This window comes from Stenotrophomonas sp. GW821-FHT09E08 (genome assembly GCF_059416125.1).
The window spans coordinates 243,116-266,874 of sequence record NZ_JBWKOO010000004.1 but is presented as its reverse complement, the minus strand read 5'-3'; the positions used below and the strand labels follow the sequence as shown (position 1 = coordinate 266,874).

At 65.4% G+C, this 23,759-nt stretch carries 22 protein-coding genes and 1 pseudogene; 8 read left to right on the top strand and 15 right to left on the bottom strand.

What is annotated here, in order from left to right; all coding sequences use genetic code 11:
- The first annotated feature begins 34 nt into the window (after positions 1–34).
- A complete protein-coding gene (locus AC07M7_RS08155) occupies positions 35–421 on the top strand; it encodes a hypothetical protein (protein ID WP_495207094.1) in 387 nt (128 codons plus the stop codon).
- A gap of 124 nt (positions 422–545) precedes the next feature.
- Here AC07M7_RS08155 and AC07M7_RS08150 read toward each other — a convergent pair.
- From AC07M7_RS08150 to ubiK, 5 genes and pseudogenes are all read right to left on the bottom strand, one after another.
- Positions 546–1,481: pseudogene (locus AC07M7_RS08150) on the bottom strand (YifB family Mg chelatase-like AAA ATPase); the annotation flags it as partial.
- Positions 1,403–2,119 carry a type I restriction endonuclease gene (locus AC07M7_RS08145; protein WP_495207093.1) on the bottom strand — a complete coding sequence of 239 codons (717 nt, stop codon included), beginning with the start codon at positions 2,117–2,119 and terminating at the stop codon, positions 1,403–1,405. The pseudogene AC07M7_RS08150 and the gene AC07M7_RS08145, both read right to left, overlap by 79 nt.
- 60 nt (positions 2,120–2,179) lie before the next feature.
- Entirely contained in the window at positions 2,180–3,052 is an 873-nt protein-coding gene (locus tag AC07M7_RS08140; RefSeq protein WP_495207092.1) for a restriction endonuclease subunit S, read from the bottom strand.
- 638 nt (positions 3,053–3,690) lie between these two features.
- Entirely contained in the window at positions 3,691–4,125 is a 435-nt protein-coding gene (gene arr, locus AC07M7_RS08135; RefSeq protein WP_495207091.1) for an NAD(+)--rifampin ADP-ribosyltransferase, read from the bottom strand.
- Positions 4,126–4,250: 125 nt separating this feature from the next.
- Positions 4,251–4,502 (bottom strand): ubiquinone biosynthesis accessory factor UbiK, encoded by a 252-nt coding sequence (ubiK, locus tag AC07M7_RS08130; protein ID WP_005411375.1) that lies wholly within the window; start codon positions 4,500–4,502, stop codon positions 4,251–4,253.
- A gap of 155 nt (positions 4,503–4,657) precedes the next feature.
- Here ubiK and AC07M7_RS08125 point away from each other — a divergent pair, with 155 nt between their 5' ends.
- Positions 4,658–4,996, top strand: coding sequence for a P-II family nitrogen regulator (locus tag AC07M7_RS08125; RefSeq protein WP_005411374.1), 339 nt, complete (start codon positions 4,658–4,660; stop codon positions 4,994–4,996).
- Positions 4,997–5,243: 247 nt separating this feature from the next.
- Here AC07M7_RS08125 and AC07M7_RS08120 read toward each other — a convergent pair whose 3' ends face one another.
- Positions 5,244–5,903, bottom strand: a complete 660-nt coding sequence (locus AC07M7_RS08120) for an RIO1 family regulatory kinase/ATPase domain-containing protein (protein ID WP_277779434.1) — start codon at positions 5,901–5,903, stop codon at positions 5,244–5,246.
- A gap of 436 nt (positions 5,904–6,339) precedes the next feature.
- Between AC07M7_RS08120 and AC07M7_RS08115 the strand changes: the two genes are divergently transcribed.
- The gene (locus tag AC07M7_RS08115) at positions 6,340–7,245 is read left to right on the top strand and encodes an aspartyl/asparaginyl beta-hydroxylase domain-containing protein (RefSeq protein WP_046984214.1); all 906 of its coding nucleotides are present in this window, start codon (positions 6,340–6,342) and stop codon (positions 7,243–7,245) included.
- A 113-nt stretch (positions 7,246–7,358) separates the two neighbouring features.
- Here the strand turns inward: AC07M7_RS08115 and speE are convergent, their stop codons facing one another.
- Positions 7,359–8,213, bottom strand: coding sequence for a polyamine aminopropyltransferase (gene speE / locus AC07M7_RS08110; protein WP_136639275.1), 855 nt, complete (start codon positions 8,211–8,213; stop codon positions 7,359–7,361).
- Positions 8,214–8,404: 191 nt separating this feature from the next.
- Between speE and speA the strand changes: the two genes are divergently transcribed.
- Both speA and AC07M7_RS08100 read left to right on the top strand, forming a co-directional pair.
- On the top strand, positions 8,405–10,294 hold the full coding sequence (speA, locus tag AC07M7_RS08105) for an arginine decarboxylase (RefSeq protein WP_495207090.1): 1,890 nt from the start codon (positions 8,405–8,407) through the stop codon (positions 10,292–10,294).
- Between the two features lie 43 nt (positions 10,295–10,337).
- Positions 10,338–10,658, top strand: a complete 321-nt coding sequence (locus AC07M7_RS08100) for a DUF6122 family protein (RefSeq protein ID WP_005411369.1) — start codon at positions 10,338–10,340, stop codon at positions 10,656–10,658.
- 124 nt (positions 10,659–10,782) lie between these two features.
- Here the strand turns inward: AC07M7_RS08100 and AC07M7_RS08095 are convergent, their stop codons facing one another.
- From AC07M7_RS08095 to AC07M7_RS08085, 3 genes are read right to left on the bottom strand one after another with little or no spacing between them, the layout of a single operon-like run.
- Positions 10,783–12,102: a sensor histidine kinase gene (locus tag AC07M7_RS08095; RefSeq protein WP_480982864.1), complete on the bottom strand. Its 1,320-nt coding sequence runs from the start codon at positions 12,100–12,102 to the stop codon at positions 10,783–10,785.
- Positions 12,099–12,758: a response regulator transcription factor gene (locus tag AC07M7_RS08090; protein WP_495207089.1), complete on the bottom strand. Its 660-nt coding sequence runs from the start codon at positions 12,756–12,758 to the stop codon at positions 12,099–12,101. Before AC07M7_RS08090 ends, AC07M7_RS08095 begins: the two co-directional genes overlap by 4 nt.
- Positions 12,758–13,048 carry a PepSY domain-containing protein gene (locus AC07M7_RS08085; protein ID WP_099589012.1) on the bottom strand — a complete coding sequence of 97 codons (291 nt, stop codon included), beginning with the start codon at positions 13,046–13,048 and terminating at the stop codon, positions 12,758–12,760. Before AC07M7_RS08085 ends, AC07M7_RS08090 begins: the two co-directional genes overlap by 1 nt.
- A gap of 151 nt (positions 13,049–13,199) precedes the next feature.
- On the opposite strand from AC07M7_RS08085, the gene AC07M7_RS08080 reads away from it, so the two are divergent.
- Positions 13,200–13,634 carry a PepSY domain-containing protein gene (locus tag AC07M7_RS08080; protein ID WP_046984202.1) on the top strand — a complete coding sequence of 145 codons (435 nt, stop codon included), beginning with the start codon at positions 13,200–13,202 and terminating at the stop codon, positions 13,632–13,634.
- 181 nt (positions 13,635–13,815) lie between these two features.
- Here the strand turns inward: AC07M7_RS08080 and AC07M7_RS08075 are convergent, their stop codons facing one another.
- From AC07M7_RS08075 to AC07M7_RS08065, 3 genes are all read right to left on the bottom strand, one after another.
- Positions 13,816–14,298, bottom strand: a complete 483-nt coding sequence (locus AC07M7_RS08075) for a hypothetical protein (RefSeq protein WP_006399397.1) — start codon at positions 14,296–14,298, stop codon at positions 13,816–13,818.
- A gap of 126 nt (positions 14,299–14,424) precedes the next feature.
- Positions 14,425–15,633 (bottom strand): NAD(P)/FAD-dependent oxidoreductase, encoded by a 1,209-nt coding sequence (locus AC07M7_RS08070; RefSeq protein WP_495207088.1) that lies wholly within the window; start codon positions 15,631–15,633, stop codon positions 14,425–14,427.
- Between the two features lie 13 nt (positions 15,634–15,646).
- On the bottom strand, positions 15,647–16,141 hold the full coding sequence (locus AC07M7_RS08065) for a lipocalin family protein (RefSeq protein WP_136639270.1): 495 nt from the start codon (positions 16,139–16,141) through the stop codon (positions 15,647–15,649).
- Positions 16,142–16,323: 182 nt separating this feature from the next.
- Between AC07M7_RS08065 and AC07M7_RS08060 the strand changes: the two genes are divergently transcribed.
- Together AC07M7_RS08060 and AC07M7_RS08055 are read left to right on the top strand one after the other, a co-directional pair.
- On the top strand, positions 16,324–16,572 hold the full coding sequence (locus AC07M7_RS08060) for a hypothetical protein (protein WP_495207087.1): 249 nt from the start codon (positions 16,324–16,326) through the stop codon (positions 16,570–16,572).
- A gap of 147 nt (positions 16,573–16,719) precedes the next feature.
- On the top strand, positions 16,720–19,089 hold the full coding sequence (locus AC07M7_RS08055) for a DUF3772 domain-containing protein (protein ID WP_295380034.1): 2,370 nt from the start codon (positions 16,720–16,722) through the stop codon (positions 19,087–19,089).
- 537 nt (positions 19,090–19,626) lie between these two features.
- Here the strand turns inward: AC07M7_RS08055 and AC07M7_RS08050 are convergent.
- On the bottom strand, positions 19,627–21,732 hold the full coding sequence (locus tag AC07M7_RS08050; RefSeq protein WP_253079269.1) for a phosphoglycerol transferase I: 2,106 nt from the start codon (positions 21,730–21,732) through the stop codon (positions 19,627–19,629).
- A gap of 241 nt (positions 21,733–21,973) precedes the next feature.
- Positions 21,974–23,665 (bottom strand): ABC1 kinase family protein, encoded by a 1,692-nt coding sequence (locus AC07M7_RS08045; RefSeq protein ID WP_208043613.1) that lies wholly within the window; start codon positions 23,663–23,665, stop codon positions 21,974–21,976.
- Positions 23,666–23,759 lie beyond the last annotated feature (94 nt).

The following is a 23,759-nucleotide window of genomic DNA, read 5'->3' as shown; positions in this document are numbered from 1 at the left end:
AGGGGTTTTCTGGCAGCGACGCAAGGTTCCCACAATGTTGCTGGGTCATGCTGTCGGCATGGCTCAGCACAACCCGCGAACCCCGTTGTTCGGCATCCGGGGCCCAGGACGGCCCCGGCAGGCGCTGTCCGTGGCGCCTGCAATCGACCTGCGGGCCGAGTACCAGTTCTGGCAGATCTACGAACGCGTGGTCCGCCCGCTGCCCGGTGGTGGGCTGCCGCAGGCGTGGCTGGTGTGCCAGAAGGTCTATCGCGACCGTTGGCAGCACCCGGAGGACAGCGAGGCGGCGGGACTGTCGCGGGTGCTGTTCGGCGACAACATGACGGCTGGCCGGGCGTCGGAGCTGGCGGAGCTGCACGCGCTGGTCAGCCGTCGGGTGGCGTTGCTGGCGAAGCGGGGACGGTTGCATTCGGCGGCCTGATGCCTGCCCTTGGTAGGGTCGACTGTTAGTCGACCGCTCTTCGCATCTACCTCTCAGAAGGCCGCGCTTCGCGCGAGAGTCGACCAACGGTCGACTCTACCAATAGCCAACCCGACCGGCATTTCTAAGGCTTTCCCCGGTCCAACTGCCGATAGCCGATCGCCTCAGCCAGATGCGCGGTCTGGATACCCTCGCAACCCGCCAGATCCGCAATCGTGCGCGCCACGCGCAGAATCCGGTGCATGGCCCGCGCGGAAAGTTGCAGGCGTTCAATTGCCTGCTCCAGTAAGTCCTGATCGGCCTCGCTCAGCTTCGTGCATGCCCGCAGCGCCGCCGGTGGAAGATGGGCATTCAGCCCGCCACGCGCCTGCTGCCGGGCATGGGCGGCTTCCACCCGTGCACGTACCGCAGCACTGGGCTCACCCAGCGGCGTACTCTCCCGCAGCTCCACCGCGTCCATACGTGCCACGCCGATGTGCAGGTCGATGCGGTCCAGCAACGGGCCGGACACCCGCGCGCGGTAGCGGTTGATACGTTCGTCGCTGCACAGGCAGCGGTTGCTACGGTCCCCGGCCCAGCCACACGGGCATGGGTTCATCGCTGCCACCAGTTGGAACCGTGCGGGATACTGCACGCTCCGCGCCGCGCGGGCGATGCGGATGTGGCCGGATTCCAGCGGCTCGCGCAGGGTTTCCAACGCGCTGCGGTTCCACTCCGGAAGCTCGTCCAGGAACAGCACGCCGTGATGGGCCAGCGAGATCTCGCCGGGGCAGGGAGGATTGCCGCCACCCACCAGCGCCGCCGCACTGGCACTGTGATGTGGGGATCGGAAAGGCCGTTGCCGCCAGCGCCGTGGGTCCAGCCCTTCACCACTCACCGAGGCAATCGCGGCCAGCTGTAACGCCTCGGCTTCCTCGGTGTCCGGCAGCAGGCTGGGCAGGCGCGAAGCCAACAGCGTCTTGCCGCAGCCAGGGCTACCGATCAGCAATAGATGGTGCCCACCCGCTGCGGCGACCTCCAATGCACGCCGTGCATGCGCCTGCCCGCGCACGTCGGCCAGATGCCATTGCTCAGCAGGCACAACGCATTGGCGGTGAAGAGCTGCGGAATCTCGGCCTTGTAGGTAGTCAGGTTGTCGTCGAAGGCTGCGCGCAGCTTCACGTTGCTGTTCTTCAGCTCGATGAACACCAACGGCAGGCCGTTCACGTACAGCAGCAAGTCGGGCCGGCGGTAGCCATGTTCGCCGCGCACCCAGAGCTGGCTCACCGCCAGGTAGTGGTTGCGGCCGGTGCGCGGATCATGCGCGTCGAAGTCGATGACCTTCAGCCGCTCGGTCACGGTCTGCCCGACCTGCGGCCCGGCCTCGGGCTTGTAGGTAACCGGCACGCCGTCGCGTATCAATCCGTCCATCTCCCGGTTGGCCGCGACTAGGCTCATTGCCGTGCGCGGTTGCAGCAGTTGGGCCAGAGCCTGGTCCACTGCATGGGCCGGAGCCTGCGGGTTCAGCCGCTCCAGCGCGGCGCGCAGCCGGTCGGCCAGGATCACCTCGCGCTTGTCCGCGCGGCCCGAGCCGTCGTTCAGCTCGTCGGGCTGGGCCGTGAAGCAGTTCAGCGCATCGAAGCCGCAAAGATGCTGCAGCCGCTGCAGCAAGGCCTGCTCGATGTCGTCTTCGCTGATGAAATTCTTCGCGGCGGCCACGGTACCCCTGGTGTTGCCGGTTGTGGAGAAGAAAACCTGCTAACGAGCCATCACCTCATGCTACGCAGCCTCTGACGGCGGCTGCATGCTGGGCGGGAACTGGATGTCTAACGCATCGACGCGGAGCTTGCCGGAGATCAGGCGGGGGAGCAGGGCATCGCGCTGCTTTCCCAGCGTTTCGTTCAAGTGAATCAAGCTGGCAATCTCGTCCAGCATAGGTTTCACCATGGTGTTGAAGCGCGCCAACAGGGGATCGCTCGGCACAGAGACTCTTAGCTGCTTCAGGAAATGCCAATCAGCACGGGGCATCTTCGTTCCCTTCGATGCCGTGTTGCCGATCTCTATGAACGTCTCGCTGAAGACGGTTAACAAAGCGAACTCCCTAAAGTCCTGGCGCTTAGGGCTGAGCACCAATGTGTCTGTTGAGCAGATGCCGTCGAAATGTGCCAGCGCCACTTTGTGCAGGTAAGGGCGGATCTTCGAGAACAGGATGTCTCCGGCGAAGAAGGCCAGCTTGTCGCTTTCCACCGATTCGGGTGCGCCGTGCATAGTCAAAGCGACCGACTTGCGCGATATGTGCTCCAGCCCCACGTAGCGCGTGTGGCCAGCAAGATCACTCTTCTTGACTGGACGCTTCGTTTCGCCGATGAGCTGGCCCAGCGGAGTGCTGCTCCAACCCTTCGGCAACCCCTTGTCGAAAGAGCTGACGGTATAGCCCGGAAACCGAAGCCGCACAAACCACTCGCGGTAGATCTCCTCGGCCATGGACTCCAGCAAGGCGATGCGGCGCTGGTTGTTGGCGATCAGGTCGTCAATCGTGCCCAGAATCGCGGCGATCTTTTCCTGCTTTTCGGGCGGAGGGAGGATGATCGGCAGCCGGTGCTGCTCGGTGATGCCGAGGTAGGCGCGGGTCGAGCCAGAACTGGCGAGCATTTGCAGCGTCTGTTGGAACAAAGAGCTGTCGAAGTAAGCCTTCAGGTACCTGTTAGCCGGACCCGGCCGTCCTAGGATCGAGTTGTATCAAGGCGAAGCGCGCAGATCGGTGCTTTGTGGGCGAGTCGCATAACCGGACCAACGGGTCCGTCTACTTGGTGGTTGGGCGCCACTACAGCTATGACTGATCTTTGGGGTCCCATTTCGGCAACCGATGGGCATGCCACACCCTGCATGGTCGGCCGCGCAGCGACCGAGGCTGATGTCGCGGCCGGCTCGGCCATCTTCTATGTACAGGGTGGTTCCACTCCAGCTCCAATGAGCCTTCCATGCTGCGCAGTTCAGATACTGGACGATGGCTCTGAGCGGCCTATCGTCATTGTCCAGGCAGAGCTCGCGCAGCAGGGCACCATCTTGGGTGTACGGCCACTATCCGGGGGTAATGGCATCTGCATGTCTACGGACGTTCGGTTTCCTGCCGGCTTCGGATCGCAGGTTGGCGCCTAACAGTTCAGTCAAGCCGAGCTTGCTTCGTGAGTCGGACTAATTCCAGAGTTGAACGTCCGCTTTTGTCCGAAAGCGGACATCGTTCGACGACATTGATCTTCCGTCAGCCAAGGCACCGGTCTCTCCTTCCCTCAATTGATGATCTCTCCACTCCCCGAAGCAACAAATGCTCTCAACTGCCGAACGAACTCGGCGTCATAAAGCTCCCACTCCACAATCTCCCCAACCACCCGCAACGGCTGCGCACTCCGATACGACCGCGTCGGGTTCCCGGGAAACTTCTTGTTGGTCACATTCGGATCGTCTTCAAACGGCCCGGTCGGCGCCACCACATACACGCGCGGCCGCCCTTCACCGCGGGCCATCTCCGCAGCCAGCCCGGCGCCCTTGGCAATCGTGGTGAAGTAGATGTGGTTCATCACCACGCTGTCGCGATAGTTGGAGCGGTAGCCCGCACTCAGCAACTCGCCCGCCGCCAGATCAGCGCGGGTGCCATGGTAGAACGGCCCGGCGACCTGGTCGCAGGTGTCATGCGAAACGGGTGTCCATTCGGTGTCCTGCGCCATCGGCACTGCCCCTGCGTGTCCTGCCGGATCGACAGGCCGGCGAGTCTAGGGCGCCCGGCGGGCCTTGCTGCAAGGCCCTATCCGGGAAATACTCTGTAGTGGGAGGCGCAGTGCGCCTCCTTTTTTCATTCTGCGGCGCCGCGCCCTTCCAGTTCACGCACGGCGGTTTCCAGCGCATCCAGCTTCTCGCGGGTCTTCAGCAGCACGGCGCGCTGCACTTCGAACTCTTCGCGGGTGACCAGGTCCAGCTTGGCCAGGCCGGCCTGCAGCGCGCTCTTGAAGGTGGCCTGCAGTTCCTCGCGCGATTCGCGCAGGCCCGGCGGCACCAGGTCGCTGAGGCGACGGGCGAGGTCATCGATTTGGTTCAGGTCGATCATAGGGTGCTCCGTGGGGTAGGGCCCGTGCATCCGGCGCGGGCAGGCCATTCGGGCACAAGGATACTGCTGGCAGCCACTGCCCGGACAGGCGGCAGCGGCTTCGCACGGGCCGTGTTCAGGCGCTATCCTCCACGCCGGAAGACAGGAGATAAGCGATGAAGATGGTCATGGCGGTGATCAAGCCGTTCAAGCTCGACGACGTGCGCGAAGCGCTGGCCGAGCGTGGGGTTACCGGCATCACGGTGACGGAAGTGAAGGGCTTTGGTCGCCAGAAGGGCCATACCGAGCTGTACCGAGGCGCGGAGTATGTGGTCGATTTCCTGCCGAAGGTGAAGCTGGAAGTGGCGGTGACCGATGACCAGGTGGAGGCCGTGGTTGAGGCCATCGTGAAGGCCGCCGGCACCGGCAAGATTGGCGACGGCAAGGTGTTCGTATACGACCTGGGCAGCGTGGTGCGTATTCGTACCGGTGAGCTGGACGCGGACGCGTTGTAAGCGCGCCGCGGGCTGTCGGCGCACGACAGGGATGCCGGGGTGCGACGAGGTAGAGTCGACTGTTAGTCGACTTGCGCGCGCAGCGCGGGGTTTTCCGGCTTCGGAACGAAGAGCAGTCGACTAACAGTCGACTCTACCTGGTCGGGCGCACGCAGCCGCCGAGGCATCATCCCCGTCGGGGCATCCAGCCCCAACGACGTTGTCCCATCCCATCGGGCGATCCATCGCCGCCCAAAAGACACGACACCTACCGCCGCTTCGCCCACTTATAGAACCGCTTCCAGCCCTGGCGCACGGCGGCGACCCAGCCTGGGTCGGCCACCAGCGCGGCCTGCGCGGCACTCGGCGCCTGGCCGGTTACGCGCTGGCGGATCTTCAGCAGGTTCTTCATGTCGCTGCGGCGCATCTGCCGGCTCAGCGGGTTGCGGCGCAGCCAACGCGGGGCCCGCCAGGCCGAGGTGAAGTCCAGCAGCACCGGCACGCCGCCACTGACCACCACATTGGTGCCATGCAGGTCGTTATGGGTAATGCCGGCGGCGTGCAAACGGCTGAGCGCGTGCTGCAGCTGCTCGAACACTTCATTGCCGACGGCCTGCGCGGTGCTCAGGGTCTGGCCAGGGATGAACTCCATGCCCAGCGCCAGGCCACCGAGCGTGCCGAGCAGCGCGGGGGCATGCTTCCAGCCGCCGAGGCGCTGCAGCATGCGGGCTTCACGGCGAACCATCAGCCGGGCGATCAGCGAAACGGGAGTGCCGCGGTAGCGGGAATAGTCCTTGATGACTGCCTCGCGCCCGTCCAGGCAGGTGCGGTAGACGTCGGGGGCCAGGAAGCGTTCGCCGCGCTTGAGCAGCAGCGGGGTGGCGGCGTCATCGCCGCAGGAGGAGGGGGGCAGAGCAGGAAGATACATGTCGGGGTCTCGGACGACCCGGTGGGTGGCGCAAAGCGTCAAGCGAACCGGTGTTACAGGGGGTTACTAAGTTTTCGTTAATTTTAGTACTCGCCAGTTCGCTATTCCACGATTTGTCGGAGAAATGTCGGGGTCGTGGCTGGAACAGTTCGTCGCGCTCAATCGGACTATTCTGTCTCACTTTGTCGTCGGTTCTTTCATAATCAATAGGTTGCGTTCCGCTCCGCTTCGTTCATCCGCGGCCCGCTGAACGTCACGCACGTCCAGCTTGACCCCGACGCACGGCCTACCGACCATAAGCTGTTAATTCGCGACATCGGCGGCCGCCCCTTCCTGGCATGTCCCCGTCCCCTGCCGCGGTCCCCTCCGGTGCTGGCCGTCCGGCCGTGCATCGCCCTGTTTCCCGTTCCGGCTGCGGCTGGAGGAAAGTGCTTTGATCATCAAAATCGTCATCGCAGCGCTGTTCGTCGCCTGCGTGCTGTACATCCACTTCCGTGGCAAGGTCCGCGCGCGCTGGTCGCGCCAGCTGCTGGACCACTCCAGTTTCATGGCCCCGATCAACGTGGTCATGTACATGTTCTCGAAGGTGCCGACCACGCCGTTCCTGGACCCGGCCAAGGAATTCCCGCAGCTGGAGCCGCTGCGCCAGAACTGGCAGATGATCCGCGACGAGGCGCTGGCGCTGCGCGATGCGCAGAAGATCGCTGCGTCCAGCACGTTCAACGACGCCGGCTTCAATTCGTTCTTCCGCCGTGGTTGGAAGCGCTTCTACCTGAAGTGGTATGGCCCCTCGCACCCGTCGGCGAAGGCGATGTGCCCGAAGACCACGGCGCTGCTGGAGTCGCTGCCGGACGTGCGCGCGGCGATGTTCGCGCAGCTGCCGTCGGGCAGTGAACTGCGCCCGCACCGCGATCCGTTCGCCGGTTCGCTGCGCCTGCACCTGGGCCTGGCCACGCCCAACAATGACGGCTGCTACATCGAAGTGGACGGTATCAAGAAGAGCTGGCGCGACGGTGAGTGGATGATGTTCGACGAGACCTACATCCACCACGCGCACAACGAGACGCCCGATGATCGCGTGATCCTGTTCTGTGACATCGCCCGCCCGCTGCACTTCGGCCTGCCGGGCCTGTTCAATCGTGCGGTGGCAGCCACGCTGCTGGCCGGTGGTGCGTCGCCGAACCTGCCGGGTGACCCGACCGGTGGCGTCAACAAGGCGTTCGGCAGCGTCTACAAGGTGCGCCTGAAGGCCAAGGCACTGCGCGAGCGCAGCGTGGTGGCTTACCAGGTCATCAAGTGGGGCTTGGTGGTGGCGGTGATTGCGGGTATCTGGGCGCTGTAAGCGGACCGCCGCCGGGCATGGCCCGGCGCTACCGGAAAACGAAAAAACCCGCGCTGTCGCCAGCGCGGGTTTTTGCTTTGGTAGGTGCCAACCTTGGTTGGCACGCTTTCCGATCAGCCCTTCAGTGCCGCCTGCACGAACGGCGGGGTCACCAGCACGCCGGTGTGCAGCGCGGCGGTGTAGTACAGGGTCTCGAAGGTCTTGGCGGCCGAGTCGGCCTGGCGGAAGTCGAAGCTGCTTTCGCCCTTGCGCGCCAGGGTCACGCTCCACCAGCCGGTGGGGTAGCACGGCTGCGGGAACGGCAGGGTCTTGAACGAGCCGAAGCCGGCCTTGCCCATCTCGGTGCGCATTTCGTTGATCAGTTCCAGCTGCATCAGCGGCGACTCGGACTGCTGCACCAGGATGCCGTCGTCCTTCAGGGCCTTGAAGCAGCTCTCATAGAACGCCTTGTTGAACAGGCCTTCACCCGGGCCGACCGGATCGGTCGAATCGACGATCACCACGTCCACGCTGCCGGCCGGGCAGTTGGCCATGTAGGCCACGCCGTCGTCGAACATCAGCTCGGCGCGCGGGTCGTCGTTGGAATCGCACAGTTCCGGGAAGTGCTTGCGCGCCATCACCGTCACCTGCTCATCGATGTCGCACTGGGTCACGCTCTCCACGCCCTTGTGCTTGAGCACTTCGCGCAGGGTGCCGCAGTCGCCGCCGCCGATGATCACCACGCGCTTGGGCGCGGCATGGGTGAACAGCACCGGGTGGCTGATCATCTCGTGGTAGAAGAAGTTGTCCTTGCTGGTCAGCATGATGGCCCCGTCGATGGTCATCAGGTTGCCCCAGTCAGTGGTCTGGAAGATCTCGATCTTCTGGAACGGCGACTGCACCTCGTCCAGCTTGCCGGTGATGCGGTAGCCGATGGCCGAGCCCGTGCGCTCGAAGTGTTCGATGTACCAGTTGTTGCTGTCAGTCATTGGAAAACAGTCCTGTTCGGAGGGGTGAAGCCGGGCTGGCGGGCGGGGCCGCGTGGCACAGATGCCACATCCGGACGGATCGGCCCGTTCAGGTTGGAACCTGCCACGGGCGCGGGCGCGCATGATAACGAACCTGTGGGCATATAGGCGTTATCATGCCCCCCCTTTTATTGCCAACAAGGCCGACTGCAATGACCGATTGGTCCCTCGACCAAGCCCGCAAGACCTACTCGATCCCGCATTGGGCGGACGGTTACTTCGACGTGGATCAGGCCGGGCACATGGTAGTGAGACCGACCGGGGCAGACGGCCCGGTGGTGTCGCTGCCCAAGGTGGTGGACGCGGCCCGTGCGGCCGGTGCCAAGCTGCCGCTGCTGGTGCGCTTCCCGGACATCCTGGGCCAGCGCCTGGGCAAGCTGCAGGCGGCCTTCACCCAGGCCCGCGCCGATTGGGATTACGCCGGTGGCTACACCGCCGTCTATCCGATCAAGGTGAACCAGCACCGCGGTGTGGCTGGCACCCTGGCCAGCCATCACGGTGAGGGCTTTGGCCTGGAAGCGGGCAGCAAGCCGGAACTGATGGCGGTGCTGGCGCTGTCGCGCCCGGGCGGCCTGATCGTCTGCAACGGCTACAAGGATCGCGAGTACATCCGCCTGGCCCTGATCGGCCGCAAGCTGGGCCTGCAGACCTTCATCGTTATCGAGAAGCCGTCCGAGCTGAAGCTGGTGCTGGAAGAATCCAAGGCGCTGGATGTGAAGCCGGGCCTGGGCGTGCGCATGCGCCTGGCCTCGCTGGGCGCTGGCAAGTGGCAGAACAGCGGTGGCGACAAGGCCAAGTTCGGCCTGTCGCCGCGCCAGCTGCTGGACCTGTGGAAGTCGCTGCGCGATACCGAATACGCCGACTGTCTGAGCCTGCTGCATTTCCACATGGGCTCGCAGATCTCCAACGTGCGCGACATCGCCAACGGGATGCGCGAAGCCACCCGCTACTTCGTCGAACTGTCACAGCTGGGCGCGAAGATCACCCATGTGGACGTCGGCGGCGGCCTGGGCGTGGATTACGAAGGCACCCGTTCGCGCAGCTTCTGCTCGATCAACTACGGGCTGCATTCGTATGCCAGCAACATCGTGCAGCCGCTGGCCAATGCCTGCGAAGAACACGGCCTGACCCCGCCGCGCATCGTCACCGAGTGCGGCCGCGCGATGACCGCGCACCACGCGGTGCTGATCGCCAACGTGTCTGAAGTGGAACAGGCGCAGGAAGGCCGCGTGCCGGACCAGCACGACGACGAGCCGGCTTCGATCCGCCACCTGCGCGAGATCCACGAGGAACTGGACGTGCGCCCGGCGGTGGAACTGTTCCAGGAAGCCCAGCATTTCCACGCCGAAGGCCTGTCCAGCTATGCGCTGGGCCAGATCGACCTGCCGCAGCGTGCGCGCATCGACGATCTGTTCTACGCCATCGCCCACGGTGTGCGTGCGCGCCTGAGCTATGACGAAAAGAGCCATCGCCCGGCGCTGGACGAACTGAACGAGCGCCTGGTAGACAAGTACTTCGTCAACTTCAGCGTGTTCGAATCGATTCCCGATGCGTGGGCGATCGACCAGGTGTTTCCGATCGTGCCGATCGAGCGCCTGAACGAGACGCCGGACCGTCGCGGCATCATCGCCGACATGACCTGCGATTCCGATGGCATGGTCAAGACCTATGTCGAGAACGAAAGCCTGGACAGCTCGCTGCCGCTGCACGCAATGAAGCATGGCGAGAGCTACCGCATCGGCTTCTTCATGGTCGGCGCCTACCAGGAAATCCTGGGCGACATCCACAACCTGTTCGGCGATACCGACGCGGTGGAAGTGCTGGCCGATGCCGATGGCTACGCCATCACCCAGCAGCGCCGCGGCGATACCACCGACGTGATGCTGGACTACGTGGGCTACAAGCTGGATGACCTGCGTGCGGCCTATGCCGAACGCGTGGCCTCGGCCGACCTGTCGCCGGAGCGCGCGCAGGAACTGTCCGAAGCGCTGGAAGGGGGCCTGACCGGCTACACCTACCTGTCCGACGAACCGCTGGTCTGAGGTAAACGGGAACGCCGGGCATGGCCCGGCGCTACCGGCCCTGATGAGCGCCCGCGCAATCTTCCACCTGTTCCTGCATGCCGCCGTGCCAGCGTTGCTGGCATGGCTGTTCTGGCGCAAGCGCTTCGCCTCGGCCTGGCTGCTGATGCTGCTGGGCTGGATCATCGATCTGGACCACCTGCTGGCCGATCCGATCTATGCACCGAACCGCTGCAGCATCGGTTTCCACCCGCTGCACACCGCACCGGCGATTGCGGTCTATGCCGGGCTGTGCGTGCCGAAGAAAACGCGATTGTTCGGCATCGGTTTGATCATCCACATCGTGCTGGACGCGATTGACTGCTGGTGGATGCATCACCGTTGATGCATGGGTGGATGCCGACCTTGGTCGGCGCTTTTGATGCGTGTCGACCAAGGTCGACACCTACCGGGTGCACGGCGACCAGTCGAATTGACGCTTGGTAGAGCCGGCCGTCAGGTTGGCCGCTTCACCCCAACGGCAACCACAACGTCGCACGCAATCCCGGCTGCGCATTCTCAAGCGCCAAGCGCCCGCCATAACTGGCGGCGATATCCCCCACAATCGCCAGGCCCAGCCCACTGCTGCCCTCGCGCTCATCCAGCCGCACGCCACGCTGCGTGACCTGTGACAGTGACTCCGCGGCCAGGCCCGGGCCGTCATCACGTACTTCGATGCGTAGCTGCCCGTCACTGCTGTCTGCGGTGACGTCCACCTGCTGTTGCGCCCACCGCCCGGCGTTATCCAGCAGGTTGCCCAGCATCTCTTCCAGATCCGCACTGGCACCGGCGAACTGCAGCGCTGGATCGATGCCTTCCGCCGTGAACGCAATGCCGCGCTCGCCATGCACGCGTGCCATCAGCCTGCACAGTGCTTGCGCGACAGCGGCCACGTCGGTGCGCTGGCGATGGTCGGCGGCCAGTCCGGCAGCCAGGTAACGGTCAACACTGGCCTGCATGCGTGCGCTTTGCTCGCGCACGGTGGCGCGCCAGTCCGCGCCGTCGCCATCGGCCTCGGTGGCCAGCACGCTCAGCGGGGTTTTCAGCGCATGCGCCAGATCCTGTGCGCTGGTACGCGCGCGCGCCACCATGCGTTGCTGGTGCTCCAACAGCGCGTTGAGTTCTTCGCCCAGCGGTGCGACCTCCGCACCCAGCCCCTGTGTATCGATGCGCTGCGCGTCGCCGCGACGCACCCGTTCCAGCTGCGCACCGAGGCGATGCAGCGGGCGCAATCCAAAGTGCACCTGGCTGGCCAGCACCGCCAGCCACGCGGCTACCAGCACGGCCAGGGCGATGGCCGTGCGCTGACGGAATGCGGCCACATCCGCATCCAGCGCACTGCGGTCGGTGGCGACCACGACCACGAACGGCTCGCTGGCGCGCGGCAACCGCACCTGCTGCACACGTGCGCGCAGGGATTGCTGCAGCGGCCCGCTCAGATTGCGCGTGGCCGGCCCGCTGGTCGTGGCCGGCAGGGTTTCATCCCACAGCGAGCGCGACTGCAGCAGCACACGGCCATCGGCACCGGCGATCTGCCAGTACGCACCGGAAAACACCCGCTGGAAGCGCGCGTCGTTCGGTTCCTGGCGCAGGCGCAGCTGTCCTTCCGGATCCACTTCGGCCTGTGCCAGCAGGGTCAGCATGTCCTGCTGCAGTTCGTGGTCGAGCCGGTCACGCGCGCTGCGCTTGAACAGTTCGCCCAGCAGTGAACTGGCCAGCAGCGAGACCAGCAGCAGGCCGACGCCGCCGGCCAGCAGCAGGCGCCGTCGCAGCGATGGCTGCCGCGTCATGGCGCGGCCAGCCGCCAACCCTGGCCACGCACGGTCTGGATCAGTTCGGTACCGAGCTTGCGACGGACCCGTCCCAGCAGCACATCCAGCGCGTTCGAGTCCGGATCGTGGCCGCCCTCGAACACCTGTTCGCCCAGACGGTCGCGGCCGATCACCTGGCCGCTGTGGTGGATGAAGTAACTGAGCAGGCGGAACTCCTGCGGGCTGAGCGACAGCGCCTGCCCATCCAGTTCGAAGCGGCCTGCATTGACGTCCAGTTGTAGCGGGCCGCAGTGCAGGCGTGGGCTGGCGTGGCCGTGGCTGCGGCGGATCAGGGCGCGCAGGCGCAGCACCAGCTCATCGGCCTGGAACGGTTTGGTCAGGTAGTCATCGGCGCCGGCGTCGAAGCCGGCCAGCTTGTCGTGCCAGCGCCCGCGTGCGGTCAGCACCAGCACCGGAAAGCTGCGGCCGTTGCCGCGCCAGCGCTCGATCACGCTCAGTCCATCCAGCCCGGGCAGGCCCAGGTCGACGATGGCCGCCTGCAGGTCTTCGATCTGGCCGATTTCCTCGGCCTCGCGCCCGTCGGCAACCACGTGCACCACGTAGCCGGCGTGTTCCAGCAGGGGCAGCAGGCGCTGTGCCAGCGCAGCATCGTCTTCGGCCAACAGGATGCGCATCAATCGTCCAGCTCCGTCTTCAGCAGCTTTCCGCTGCGCGCATCATAGTCCAGCTCCACCACCACGCCGTCGCCGCGCAGGATCTCCACCTCGTAGACGCCATCGTCCAGCTCCACTTCCAGCAGCTGGCCCGGGTAGCGCTTGAGGGCATCGCGCACCACGCTTTCCAATGGCACGTAACGGCCTTGCTGCACGGCGCGGCGCGCGACCTGCTGCGCCGGATCCTGTGCGGGCGCGGCGGCGGTCGGGGCGCTGGCCAGGGCCAGCAGCAGGGGCAGGGTCGCAAGCATGGCGGATGCGGAAAGGTAAGGGGAACGGGCGTGAGTGTGCTGGTGGCGACTAACCGTTGGCTAACAGGGGCGGCTAAGACGCTGTTAACCACGGGGTGCATCGTGGCGTTGCCGGGATGGTCCGGTCACGAACACGAACAGGAGAATCCCCATGTTGAAGTCGCTCACCCTCGCCACTGTTGCTCTGCTGGCCATCGCACCGGCTGTACAGGCCGCGCCGCTGGGCATGGCCCAGGTCGAACAGACCCTGCGCAAGGCCGGCTACACCCAGATCCACGAGATCGAGCGCGATGATGGCCTGTGGGAGGCTGACGTGAGCCGCGCCGACGGCCGCTTCAGCGAGGTCTACGTTGACCCCAAGACCGGCGAGATCTTCGATGAGCACAGCAGCCGCGCACTGTTGACCACCGAGCAGGTGCTGGCACGGGCACAGGCGCATGGCCTGCGCGAGATCCATTCGCTGGAACGCGATGGTGCGACGTGGTCGCTGGAAGCGCGCAATGCCCGCAACCAGAAGGTGGACGTGCGCCTGAGCGGTTATGACGGCCGCATCCTGCACAGCGAGCGCGATGGCTGGCTGGATTGATTCGCGTGCCGGTAGGTGCCGACCTTGGTCGGCACGGAAAGCAGGCAGAGCGTGTCGACCAAGGTCGACACCCACCGGCACATGCAAGGTCGACACCTACCGGACACGTGCAAGGTCGACACCTACCGGACACGTGCACCGGTAGTGGCCGACCTTGGTCGGCCCAGGCCCGACGCGGGGCTTACCAACCAAACGGCGGCGGGTAATCCCAATAGCCCGGGCCGCGGCCGTAGTAGCCGCCGTACGGGCCGTAGAAGCCTGGGCCCTTGCCTTCGCTCACGTGGATGTTGACGTTGACCCCATGGGTCTTGCCTTCATCGGTGGTGTAGTTCTTGCTGAGGTTCAGGGTGGCGGCGTTGTAGTGGCTGTTGCCGCCGTTCTTGGAATAACCGATGCCGGTGGTGAAGCTGCCAGACACCTTGACCTTGTCGTCGGTGACGTCGGCGATCTTCGCGTCGTCGTGCACGCGCGGGCCGCTCTTGTCGCCGTAGAACGTGCCCGGCGGGTCCTGCTTCAGGCTCGCATCGTTCAGATAGCGCATCGGTGCCTGCGGCAGCGACAGATCCAGCCCGGTCGCCTGCGGCGCGGTCGCGCCAGCAGCGGACTGGGCCAGCACGGTTCCCGGCAGGGCCAGGCACAGCAGCAGGGTCAGGGGGCGGATCATGACGGCGCTCCAGCGGACAGGTGGCCACGCAACACGCGGCGGTACAGGCCGACGCTAGCAGGGGCTGCTTGAATGATGCCTGTCGGCGCCGGATTGGGGTAGAGCCAGGCCATGCCTGGTTGCGCGCTACAACCGCCCGAACCCGAACAGCCCCTGCAGCGGGTGCTTGCGCCGCTCGATCCGGGCCCGCAGCAGCTGCGCGCCGATCATCGAATAGGTGATGCCGTTGCCGCCGTAGGCCATGGCGAAGTGCACCCGTGGCCCCCATTGATCGTGCGGGCCGAAGAACGGCAGGCCGTCCGCCGTTTCGGCAAAGGTGCCGGCCCAGGAAAATGCCGGCACCGGGTCCAGCCGTGGGAACCAATGCAGCAGCTGTTTCATCAGCTTGTCGGCCTTGCGTTCTACGCGCCGATCACGGCGGGCGGGAATGTCGATGGCGTCGTCCAGGCCGCCCACCAGCAGGCGGCGATCGCCGGTGGCGCGCAGGTACAGGTAGGGACGTGCACTCTCCCATACCATCGTGTTGCGCAGGCGGCCCAGCACGTCCGCATCGATCGGGTCGGTAATGAAGGCATAGCTGCTGCGGTTACGTGCGACGCGCTGCTGCAGCCACGTCTGGTTGGCGTAGCCCATTGCCAGCACCACATGGCGGGCGTGAATCGTGGCGCCGCCCTCGGTGAGTGCGGTCACCCCCCGCGCGCTGGGCGTGAGCGTGTGCAGCACCGTACGGTCATGCACATTGCCGCCGCGCCGGCGCACGCGCTGCAGCAACCCATAGGTCAGGCGATAGGGATCGACCCGTGCCGCCTGGCGTGTGAGCAGGGCACCACCGGCGTCCACGTCGAAGCGTTCCTGCAGTGCCTCCGGGCCGAGCCAGCGGGCATCCAGGCCAATGCTGCGCCGGGCCTCACCCTCGGCCATCAGGGTGGGGACGTCACGGTGGCGGCTGGCCAGGTACAGGCTGTCCATGCGCTGGAAATCAACGTCTTTCAGACCGCGAGCGACCTCGCCCAGCGCCGGAATCGCCTCGGCACAGGCCCGGTAGGCCAGCGCGGCGGCGTCCTGGCCATAGCTTTGGGCCAGTTCCAGCAGATGGGTATCTATCTCGTACTGCAGCAGCGCTGTGCTGGCGGCGGTACTGCCCCAGCCGATGTCGCGCTGCTCGATCACCGCCACGTCGTGGCCATGCCGGGACAGTTCGTCGGCAATCAGCGCGCCGGTGATGCCGCCGCCGACCACCAGCACGTCGCAGCGCAGGTCCTGCTGCAGCGGGGGAAAGGCGTGGATCAGGCCGTTGCGTAACGCCCACCACGGGTAGCCACTCTTGAGGTCCATGGTCGTGCGTTGCTCAGGCGGTGGGGCGGCCGGTGTGCGGGGTCTGGATCAGTTCGGACAGATCGAAGCCCTGCAGGCGGGCCGCCGCCAGATAATGGTCCTGCACGGTCGCGTCCAGGCGTGGCTCGCGCGCCAGCAGCCACAGGTATTTACGGTCCGGGCTGCCGACCAGCGCCACGCTGTAGTCCGGAGCAACCTGGATCACCCAGTAGTCGCCCTTGGCGAACGGCAACCAGCGCAGGCCCTTGGGCAGGAAGCTCACCTCCAGCCGCGCGCTGTCGTTGTCGACGGCACAGGCCTCGCCGGTGGCTTCCTCGACCTCGCCGTCCATACGGCAGCGGTTGGTGACGCCGACGTTGCCGTTGTCGAGCAGCGTGTAGTGCGCCGACACGTCGGTGCAGCCCTCCGGTTCATGGCGCATAGGCAGGCGCGCGATCTCGTACCAGGTGCCCAGGTAGCGCGGCAGCTTGAGGTCGGCAACGGTCTTCAGCGGCGGGTGATCGGTCATTGGCGGTCGTTGCAGGGGTGGGCCTCCACGATGCCGATGGCCTTGCCATGGGCGGGTGAAGCCGGGGCGATGGCCGCGTCCAGAACGTTCCGTCGCCCCGGCGGAGCGCCCGTTGTCACCGGCGCGGCGGTATCCTGCAGCCAGCGCCGTGTTTTCCTGATCCAGACGAGGTGGAGGTGCCGATGTACCAGGTGATCCTGTTGAAGAGTGAATCCGCGTTCACACGCGAACAGTGGCCGCAGGTCGATGACCTGGTGGACTACGAAGGCGTGGCCTACAGCCTGCGTGCCGGCCCGCGCCAGCCGCTGCCGACCGACCACGACTGGCACCCGGTGGCGGTGTATGCGCCCGATGAGATCACCGAGGAAGAGTTCCAGGACTGGTACGCGCTGCAGCAGCCCACGGTGGAAGAGCTGCGCCTGAAGTACTGATGCTCGACGCTGCCGGGGCCGCCCATCCGCCCTTTACCGGCTCTGCCGTATAGTCGCGCGCAGGCGCGGTGGTCCGCGCGAACCGGTGTGGCTGGCTTGTCTTCTTTCCTGCGATCGATCCGTGCACGAGGGCCATGGTGGGTCCTGATGCTGTGCTCCGCCCTCCTGCTGTCCGCGCCGGTGCTGGCACAGGATGAGGACCTCACGCCAAAGCAGCAGTTGGCGCAGATCGAATCCAGCCTGAAGGAGATCGACCGCAAGCGCGGTGATGCTTCGGCCATCGAGACACTGGCCATGTTGTCCGAGAGTGCCTCGCAGGCACGGCGAGACGCTGAGGCGCTGGAAAAGGAGCTGCAGCCACAGTTGGTTCGCCTCGACGAACAACTGGCGCAGTTGGGTACGCCTGCCGAGGGCACTACCGAGCCGCCGGAACTGGCGGCGCAACGGCGCAGCATCACCAAGCAGCGGGACGGACTGGCCGCGTCGGTAGCGCAGGCCAAGACCAGTGCCGTGCGTGCCCAGCAGCTGGCGACCGACATCGACCAGCAACGCGTCGCGCAGCGCACCGAAGAACTAGGGCAGAAGGTTGCCTCGCCGTTGTCTCCCGCGCTGTGGAGCAAAGTTGCCGAGCGCCTGCCGATCGATATCGCACGCGTTGCGCCGTTGGCCGAGCAGGGGCGCGATACCTTCGTCGCCGGCATCCGGGCCAATGGCTGGGGCACGCCGTTGCTGGGCCTGGTGGCTGCACTGGTCATGATGTTCCCGCTGCGGTTGTGGCTGCGCCGGCTGGGTCGTCGCTTTGCTGCGTCCGAGCGTGCACCCGATGGCCGCCTGCGGCGTTCTGGCCTGGCCATGTGGCTGCTGCTGGTGGGGACACTGCTGCCCGGCTATGCCGTGGTGGTACTGATGGCGGCGCTGGACGCCATCGATGCCATCGCGCCGCGCCTGCAGGTGGTGGCCGACGGCCTGGAGACGGCTACCTTCCGCGCCGCCTTCATCGCCGCGCTCAGCGCCTGCATGCTGGTTCCCAAGCGTCCGTCGTGGCGGTTGCTGAATCTGGATGACACCGCCGCACTGAAGCTGCGCAAATACGCCTGGGGTGCGGCGGCGCTGGCCTGGCTGAGCACGGTGCTGGTCGCCCTCGATCAGGCCACGCGTACCAGCGACGTCACCACGGTGGCGCTGGATGGCCTGATTGCGCTGACCTACCTCGGCCTGATCATGGCCATGCTGGTGACCCTGGCGCGCCTGCATCGCCGGCAGACCGCCGAGGCCGAGGCCAAGCTGGAGGCGCAGGCCGATGGCGTGGGTGCGGCCACGCCGGTGCGCCGCAGCAGTTGGCTGGTATTGGCACGCGTGGCGGGCAACATCGCTGTGGCAGCGGCCATCATCGCCACCCTGCTGGGCTATCTGAACTTCGCCAAGTTCGTGAACCAGCAGTTGATCGGCGGCAGCATCGTGGTGCTGGCGGCGACGCTGCTGTTCAAATTCGTCGATGACCTGAGCACGTGGATGCTCAATGCCGACAGCAAGGTTGGCCAGACCATTCTGCTCAGCACCGGCCTGAGCGTATCGCGGCTGGAGCAGGCTGGCGTGCTGCTGTCGGCGGTTCTGCGTACCTTCGTGGTGCTGATCGCGCTGCTGGCACTGGCAGCGCCGTTCGGCAACATCGGCTCGGTCGTTGAACGCGTGGCCTCGCTGGCCAACGGCATCCCGATCACCAAGGACCTGACGCTGCAACCCGGCCGCATCGCCATTGCTCTGCTGGTGATGCTGGTCGGCCTGGCGGTGACCCGGCTGCTGCAACGCTGGCTGACCGACACCTATCTGCCCAAGACCGAGCTGGACCTGGGGGCGCGCAACTCGATCAGCACCATTGCAGGTTACGTCGGCATCATCCTGGTGGGGCTGTGGGCGTTGACCGCCATGGGCCTGAACCTGAAGAACCTGGCGCTGCTGGTCAGCGCGCTGTCGGTGGGTATTGGTTTCGGCCTGCAGGCGATCATCCAGAACTTTGTCTCGGGCCTGATCCTGCTGGCCGAGCGCCCGGTGAAGATCGGCGACTGGGTGAAGCTGGGTGACCAGGAGGGTGACATCCGCCGCATCAACGTGCGTTCGACCGAGATCCAGGTGAGCGACAAGTCGACGCTGATCGTGCCGAACTCGGAACTGATCACCAAGACCATCCGCAACATGACGATGGGCAACAATCAGGGCCGCATCCAGATCCAGTTCGCGGTGCCCACCAGCACCGATGTCGGCAACCTGCGCCAAGCGTTGCTGGATGCGTACACCGCGCACACCAACGTGCTGAAACAGCCGGCGCCGACGGTCTACATCGACAGCATTGCCGGTGGCCAGATCACCATCAACAGCTTCGCGTACGTGGCCAGCCCGCGGCAGGTGTATGCGACCCGCAGCGATCTGTACTTCAGCCTGCTGCAGATCCTGGCCGAGCGGAACATTCCGCTGTCGACCCCGACCGACATCCACATCACCCGCGATCCGCAGGAGTAGGGGTTGTTCTGCAGGGCTGCGCCCTGCACCCGCTACAAGCCGGAGCAAAGGCAACAGCAACGGCAACGGCAACAGCGTGCATTCCGTGGGATGGCGGGGCGGTGTCGGAGTGCGGGGACGCCGTAAATCCGTCCATGGAGGCTTGGCAGCCGCATCCATGCGGCTGACACCCCGCACTCCGACACCGCCCCACCTCTGACAGATTCCTGCGGCTGTCGGTAGGTGTCGACCTTGGTCGACACGTCTGTCAGATATCGAAATCAATCTGGGGTCAGATCCGTTTTCCTCCGGAAAACGGATCTGACCCCAAGAGTATTTCCGACAGATCGCGGAAAACTGTCGAAGGCGGGGTGGGTCCGGTTGCGGGAGTGTCCGCGGCATGGATGCCGCGGCCAAGCCCCCATGGATGGGTTTACGGCGTCTCCCGCAACCGGACCCACCCCGCCATCCCACGGAATGCCCGCTGTTGCCGTTGCTGTTGCTGTTGCTTCGGCTGTTGCTTCGGCGGGTGCAGGGCGCAGCCCTGCAAAGAAACCCCTACCCTCGTGGCCGGCTGCGCGAGGGCACCAGTGCGAACGTGTCCACCGCCAGCTTTTCGGCGTGGTTCAACCACGCGCGGATCTCCAGATCATCTACTTCGTGGTCCAGCCCGAATGACACGTTGATCTTGCCGTTGGCATCGGGCTGCACCCACTGCTGCGCCAGCACCACCTTGCGCTGCGAGGACACCGCCTCGATCCAGAAGCCGCGATCCGGGCGCGTGCTTGCCACCAGCTGCAGCATGTACTGGCCGGCACGGGTACGGCGGCCCTTCTGGGTGATCATGTGTGCCTGGCGCACGCTCGGGCGCGGGCCCTGGAATGCGTCCAGTGGTGCATCCACCGCGATGCCCCCGCGCAGGTCGTTGTCGCGGTACAGCTTGATGCCGTTGTCGCGGTTGACCAGCAGGGCGCACCAGTCACCGTCGGCTGAGCCATCCTCGAATGCGGTGCAACGGTCGACGTAGGCCAGGGTGTTGTCCGGGTTGGCATCATCGAACTGGCGCGAGGTGTTTTCCAGATACACGGACTTCAAACCCCAGTCCTTGTCGTACTCCAGCAATACCGGTGGCTGCACGTGCTGCAGGCCCACCACCACTTGGTCATCGCCATCGATCTTCAGCTCGCGGGTCGGTTCGCCCAGCCACAGTGAGCGGGCGAAGGCCAGGTACTGCGGATAGTCACGGCCGCCATCGCGCTGGGTGGCTACGCTGGCGCTGGGCGCGCGCTGGGTATCGATCAGGGAACGGCCGAAGCCCATCGTCTTCAGGTTCGGGTCCAGCAGGCTGAGCAGGGTCGCACCCGAATCCAGGGTGGTGCCGGCATCGGCGCTGAGCTGCTGCGGGGCAATGCCATCGCCCAGGAACAGCAGCAGGTTCTCGCGCTTCTGCCGGGTCAGGATATGGGTCAGATCGTTGGGCATCGCCAGATGGTCGGAAGCGATCACGATCAGCGTGTCCTTGCCGTACGGGCTGGCCTGGATGCGCTGCACCAGCTGCGAGATCAGCCGGTCGCTGCACTTGAGCGCGTTGAGCATGTTGATGTTGCCGTACTGGCTCTGGTAGCGCTCGCCCTTGCACGACACCGGCAGATGACCCGCCGGGTGGTGGGTGTCCATGGTCAACGTGGTCAGCATGAACGGCGAACCGGCGCGCGAGAGCTGCTCGAAGCGCTGGTAGGCGGTATCCAGCAGCACGTCATCGTGCACGCCCCACGCCGAGTAATGGATGCGGCCGATCTTCTTCTGCTGCTTGAACCACGCCAGGTCATGCACTTCATCGAAGCCGTGGCTGGCCAGGAACTGGCCCTTGCCAGCGAACTGGCCGTTGGCACCACCCAGGTAATGGTTGGTGTAGCCCTGCTGCTTGAGGTAATCGCCCAGGCACACGGCCTTGGGCAGGAAGCTGCCCATGCGGTCCATGCTGTTCTCATCACCCTGCGAGGTGGTCAGCGGCACGCCGCACATCGATGACACCAGGCCGGCGATGGTCCAACCGCTGCCCTCAGCGGAGGCAAGGCCGCGCACGTCCAGCGACTCAGATGCCAAGCGGTTGAGGTTGGGCATCAGGCCCGGGAAAGCGCTCTCATCCAGATAGGTACGTTCCAGGCTTTCGCCGTAGATCCAGACGATGTTGCGCGGACGCTGCAGCGGCTGCGTCGGCACCTGGTACTCGGGGGCGATGCGGGCGAAGTCGACCGGACGCAGCTGCTGGTAAAGGCGCTGGCCGTCGCGGGCCAGCGGGCTGATCATGATCGCGGCCACCCACACGGCCGCGAAACCGGCGAACAACGCGCCACCGTGGCCGGGCCGGCGCCAGCGCTTCACCCGCGTCGCGAACAGCGGCAGCAGCGAGACCAGCGCCAGCACGATGAAGCCGGCGATATAGCCCTTGAAATCGGAGACACCGGCGCCTTCCATATCGGCGCCGAGGTGGTACAGGGTGGCGGCATTGAGCCCATCACCGGAGAGTTTGTCGATCAGCCACCATGCGCTGAGCATGAGCAGCAGCAGCGAGAGTGAACCGGCCTTCCACCACACCCATTTGCCGGATGCGAGAAACAGCCAGCACAGCAGCAGCAACGACAACAACAGTATCCAGAGCATAGGCAGCTTCGGCAGTGGCGGGATGTTGATGGACGTCGTACCGACGCGTGTCCATCCGACCGGCGCTGTCGCAAGCACATACACATGACAGGCCGATGACCCGATAGTGCATGCACGAACCTGACTGAAATGTTTGTTGAAATAACGCGCGCGCAATCGCGTTCAGAAGGTAAAACGAGCGTGAAAGGGTTCGTTGAATTGCATTAAAAACCGCATGAATACGGATGTTTTCATCGATGCGCTAGCGATGCCCGCGTTCTTCGCGCGCCCGCGCACGACGATCGAACAACAACGCGCTGGTAACGATGCCCAGCCCGAGCACCACGCCGATGAACAACAGAATCAGGGCGATGAGCGGGTAGCCGAACAGATGCCAGCCGGTGTCGATCTTCATCATCATTGCCGCAGCCATGATCAATGCCGCGCTGATGATGCCGGCCGCCACACGGTTGGCGATCTTCTGCAGGTTCTCCATCAACCGCGATTCTTCCAGGCCGGTCACCTTCATCTGCAGGCGGTTCTCGGCCAGCAGCGCCATGATGTCCGACAACTTGCGCGGCCCATCGCGCAGCAGCTGCTGCAGCTCCATCGCCTCGCTGGCGAGGTTGGCGGCAGACAGCGATTTCTTCAGGCGTGCGCGCATCACGTGCTGCAGCTGGCGCTCGACGATGCGGCGGGTATCCAGGTCCGGTGCCAACAACCGGCACACGGTTTCCAGATTGAGCAGGGCCTTGCCCAGCAGGCTCAGCTCCGGCGGCGTGCGCAGGCCGCAGGCGGTGGCGATGCGCACCAGGTCCAGTACCACGCGGCCTTCCGAGAAGCTGCCACTGGCGGCGTAGCGCGCAATCAGCTGGCCGGTCTCGCGCAGGTAGCGCTCTTCGTCGAATGCCTCCAACCGCGTGCTGATGCTGATCAGGTCGTCGGCCACTTCTTCGCCACGGCCATCGACAGCGGCGAACAGGATCTTCAGCAGCCGCTCGCGCAGGCGCGGCGGCATGTGCGCGACCATGCCCAGGTCGAAGATCGCCAGCCGTCCATCGGGCATCACCCGCAGGTTGCCGGGATGCGGGTCGGCATGGATCTCGCCATGCACGAAGATCTGGTCCAGGTAGCCGCGGATCAGCGCCGCCGCCAGCGGGTCCATCGATTGTTCGGTGCGGCGGACATCGGGAATCGCATCCACGCGCACGCCGGTGGCCAGTTCCATGGTCAGCACGCGCTGACTGCTGTAATCCCACAGCGGCTGCGGTATCCACAGGCGGCGGAACGGCTTGAGATGGCGGCCGAAACGGGCCAGGTTCTCGGCCTCTGCGTGGTAGTCCAGCTCCTGCATCAGGGTCTTGGCGAACTCGTTGAGCCAGTCGCGCAGGCGCACCCGACGGCCGACCTGGGTCAGATGGTCGGCGGCCAGCGCGAAGCTGCGCAGTGCCTCCAGGTCCGAGCGCAGCTGAGCAGCGACCTCGGGTTTCTGAACCTTCACCGCCACCTGGCGGCCATCGTGCAGCACCGCGCGATGCACCTGCGCGATCGAGGCACAGCCCAGTGGCTCGGGATCGAACGCGGCGAACAGCTTGTTCACCGGCGCGCCCAGCTCCTGTTCGACGATGGCATGGATGCGAGCGACCGGAATCTCGGCCACCTTTTCCTGCATGCGCTCCAGCGCCGTAGCGAACTCCACTGGCACCATGTCCGGTCGCGTGGACAGCATCTGGCCCAGCTTGACGAAAGTCGGCCCCAGGGCTTCCAGGTCGCTGACGAACTGTTCCGGGTTTCCGTCGGCGGGCACGTCGGCCTGATTGCTGGCGGCGTCCAGGTTCATGCCCGAGAACACGCCCGAATGGCGATAGCGCATCAGCAGGCGCAGGATCTGGCTGCGCCGGTTCATGCCCTTGACCAGCGGAGGGTTGCCATTGGTGGTGGGCGGATTGCTCAAGTGGAACTCCCATGCGACGGATACAGGTAGTGCCGGCCGCTGGCCGGTAATGTCCGGAACTGCGCGGTTGCCGGCCAGCGGCCGTCACTACCGG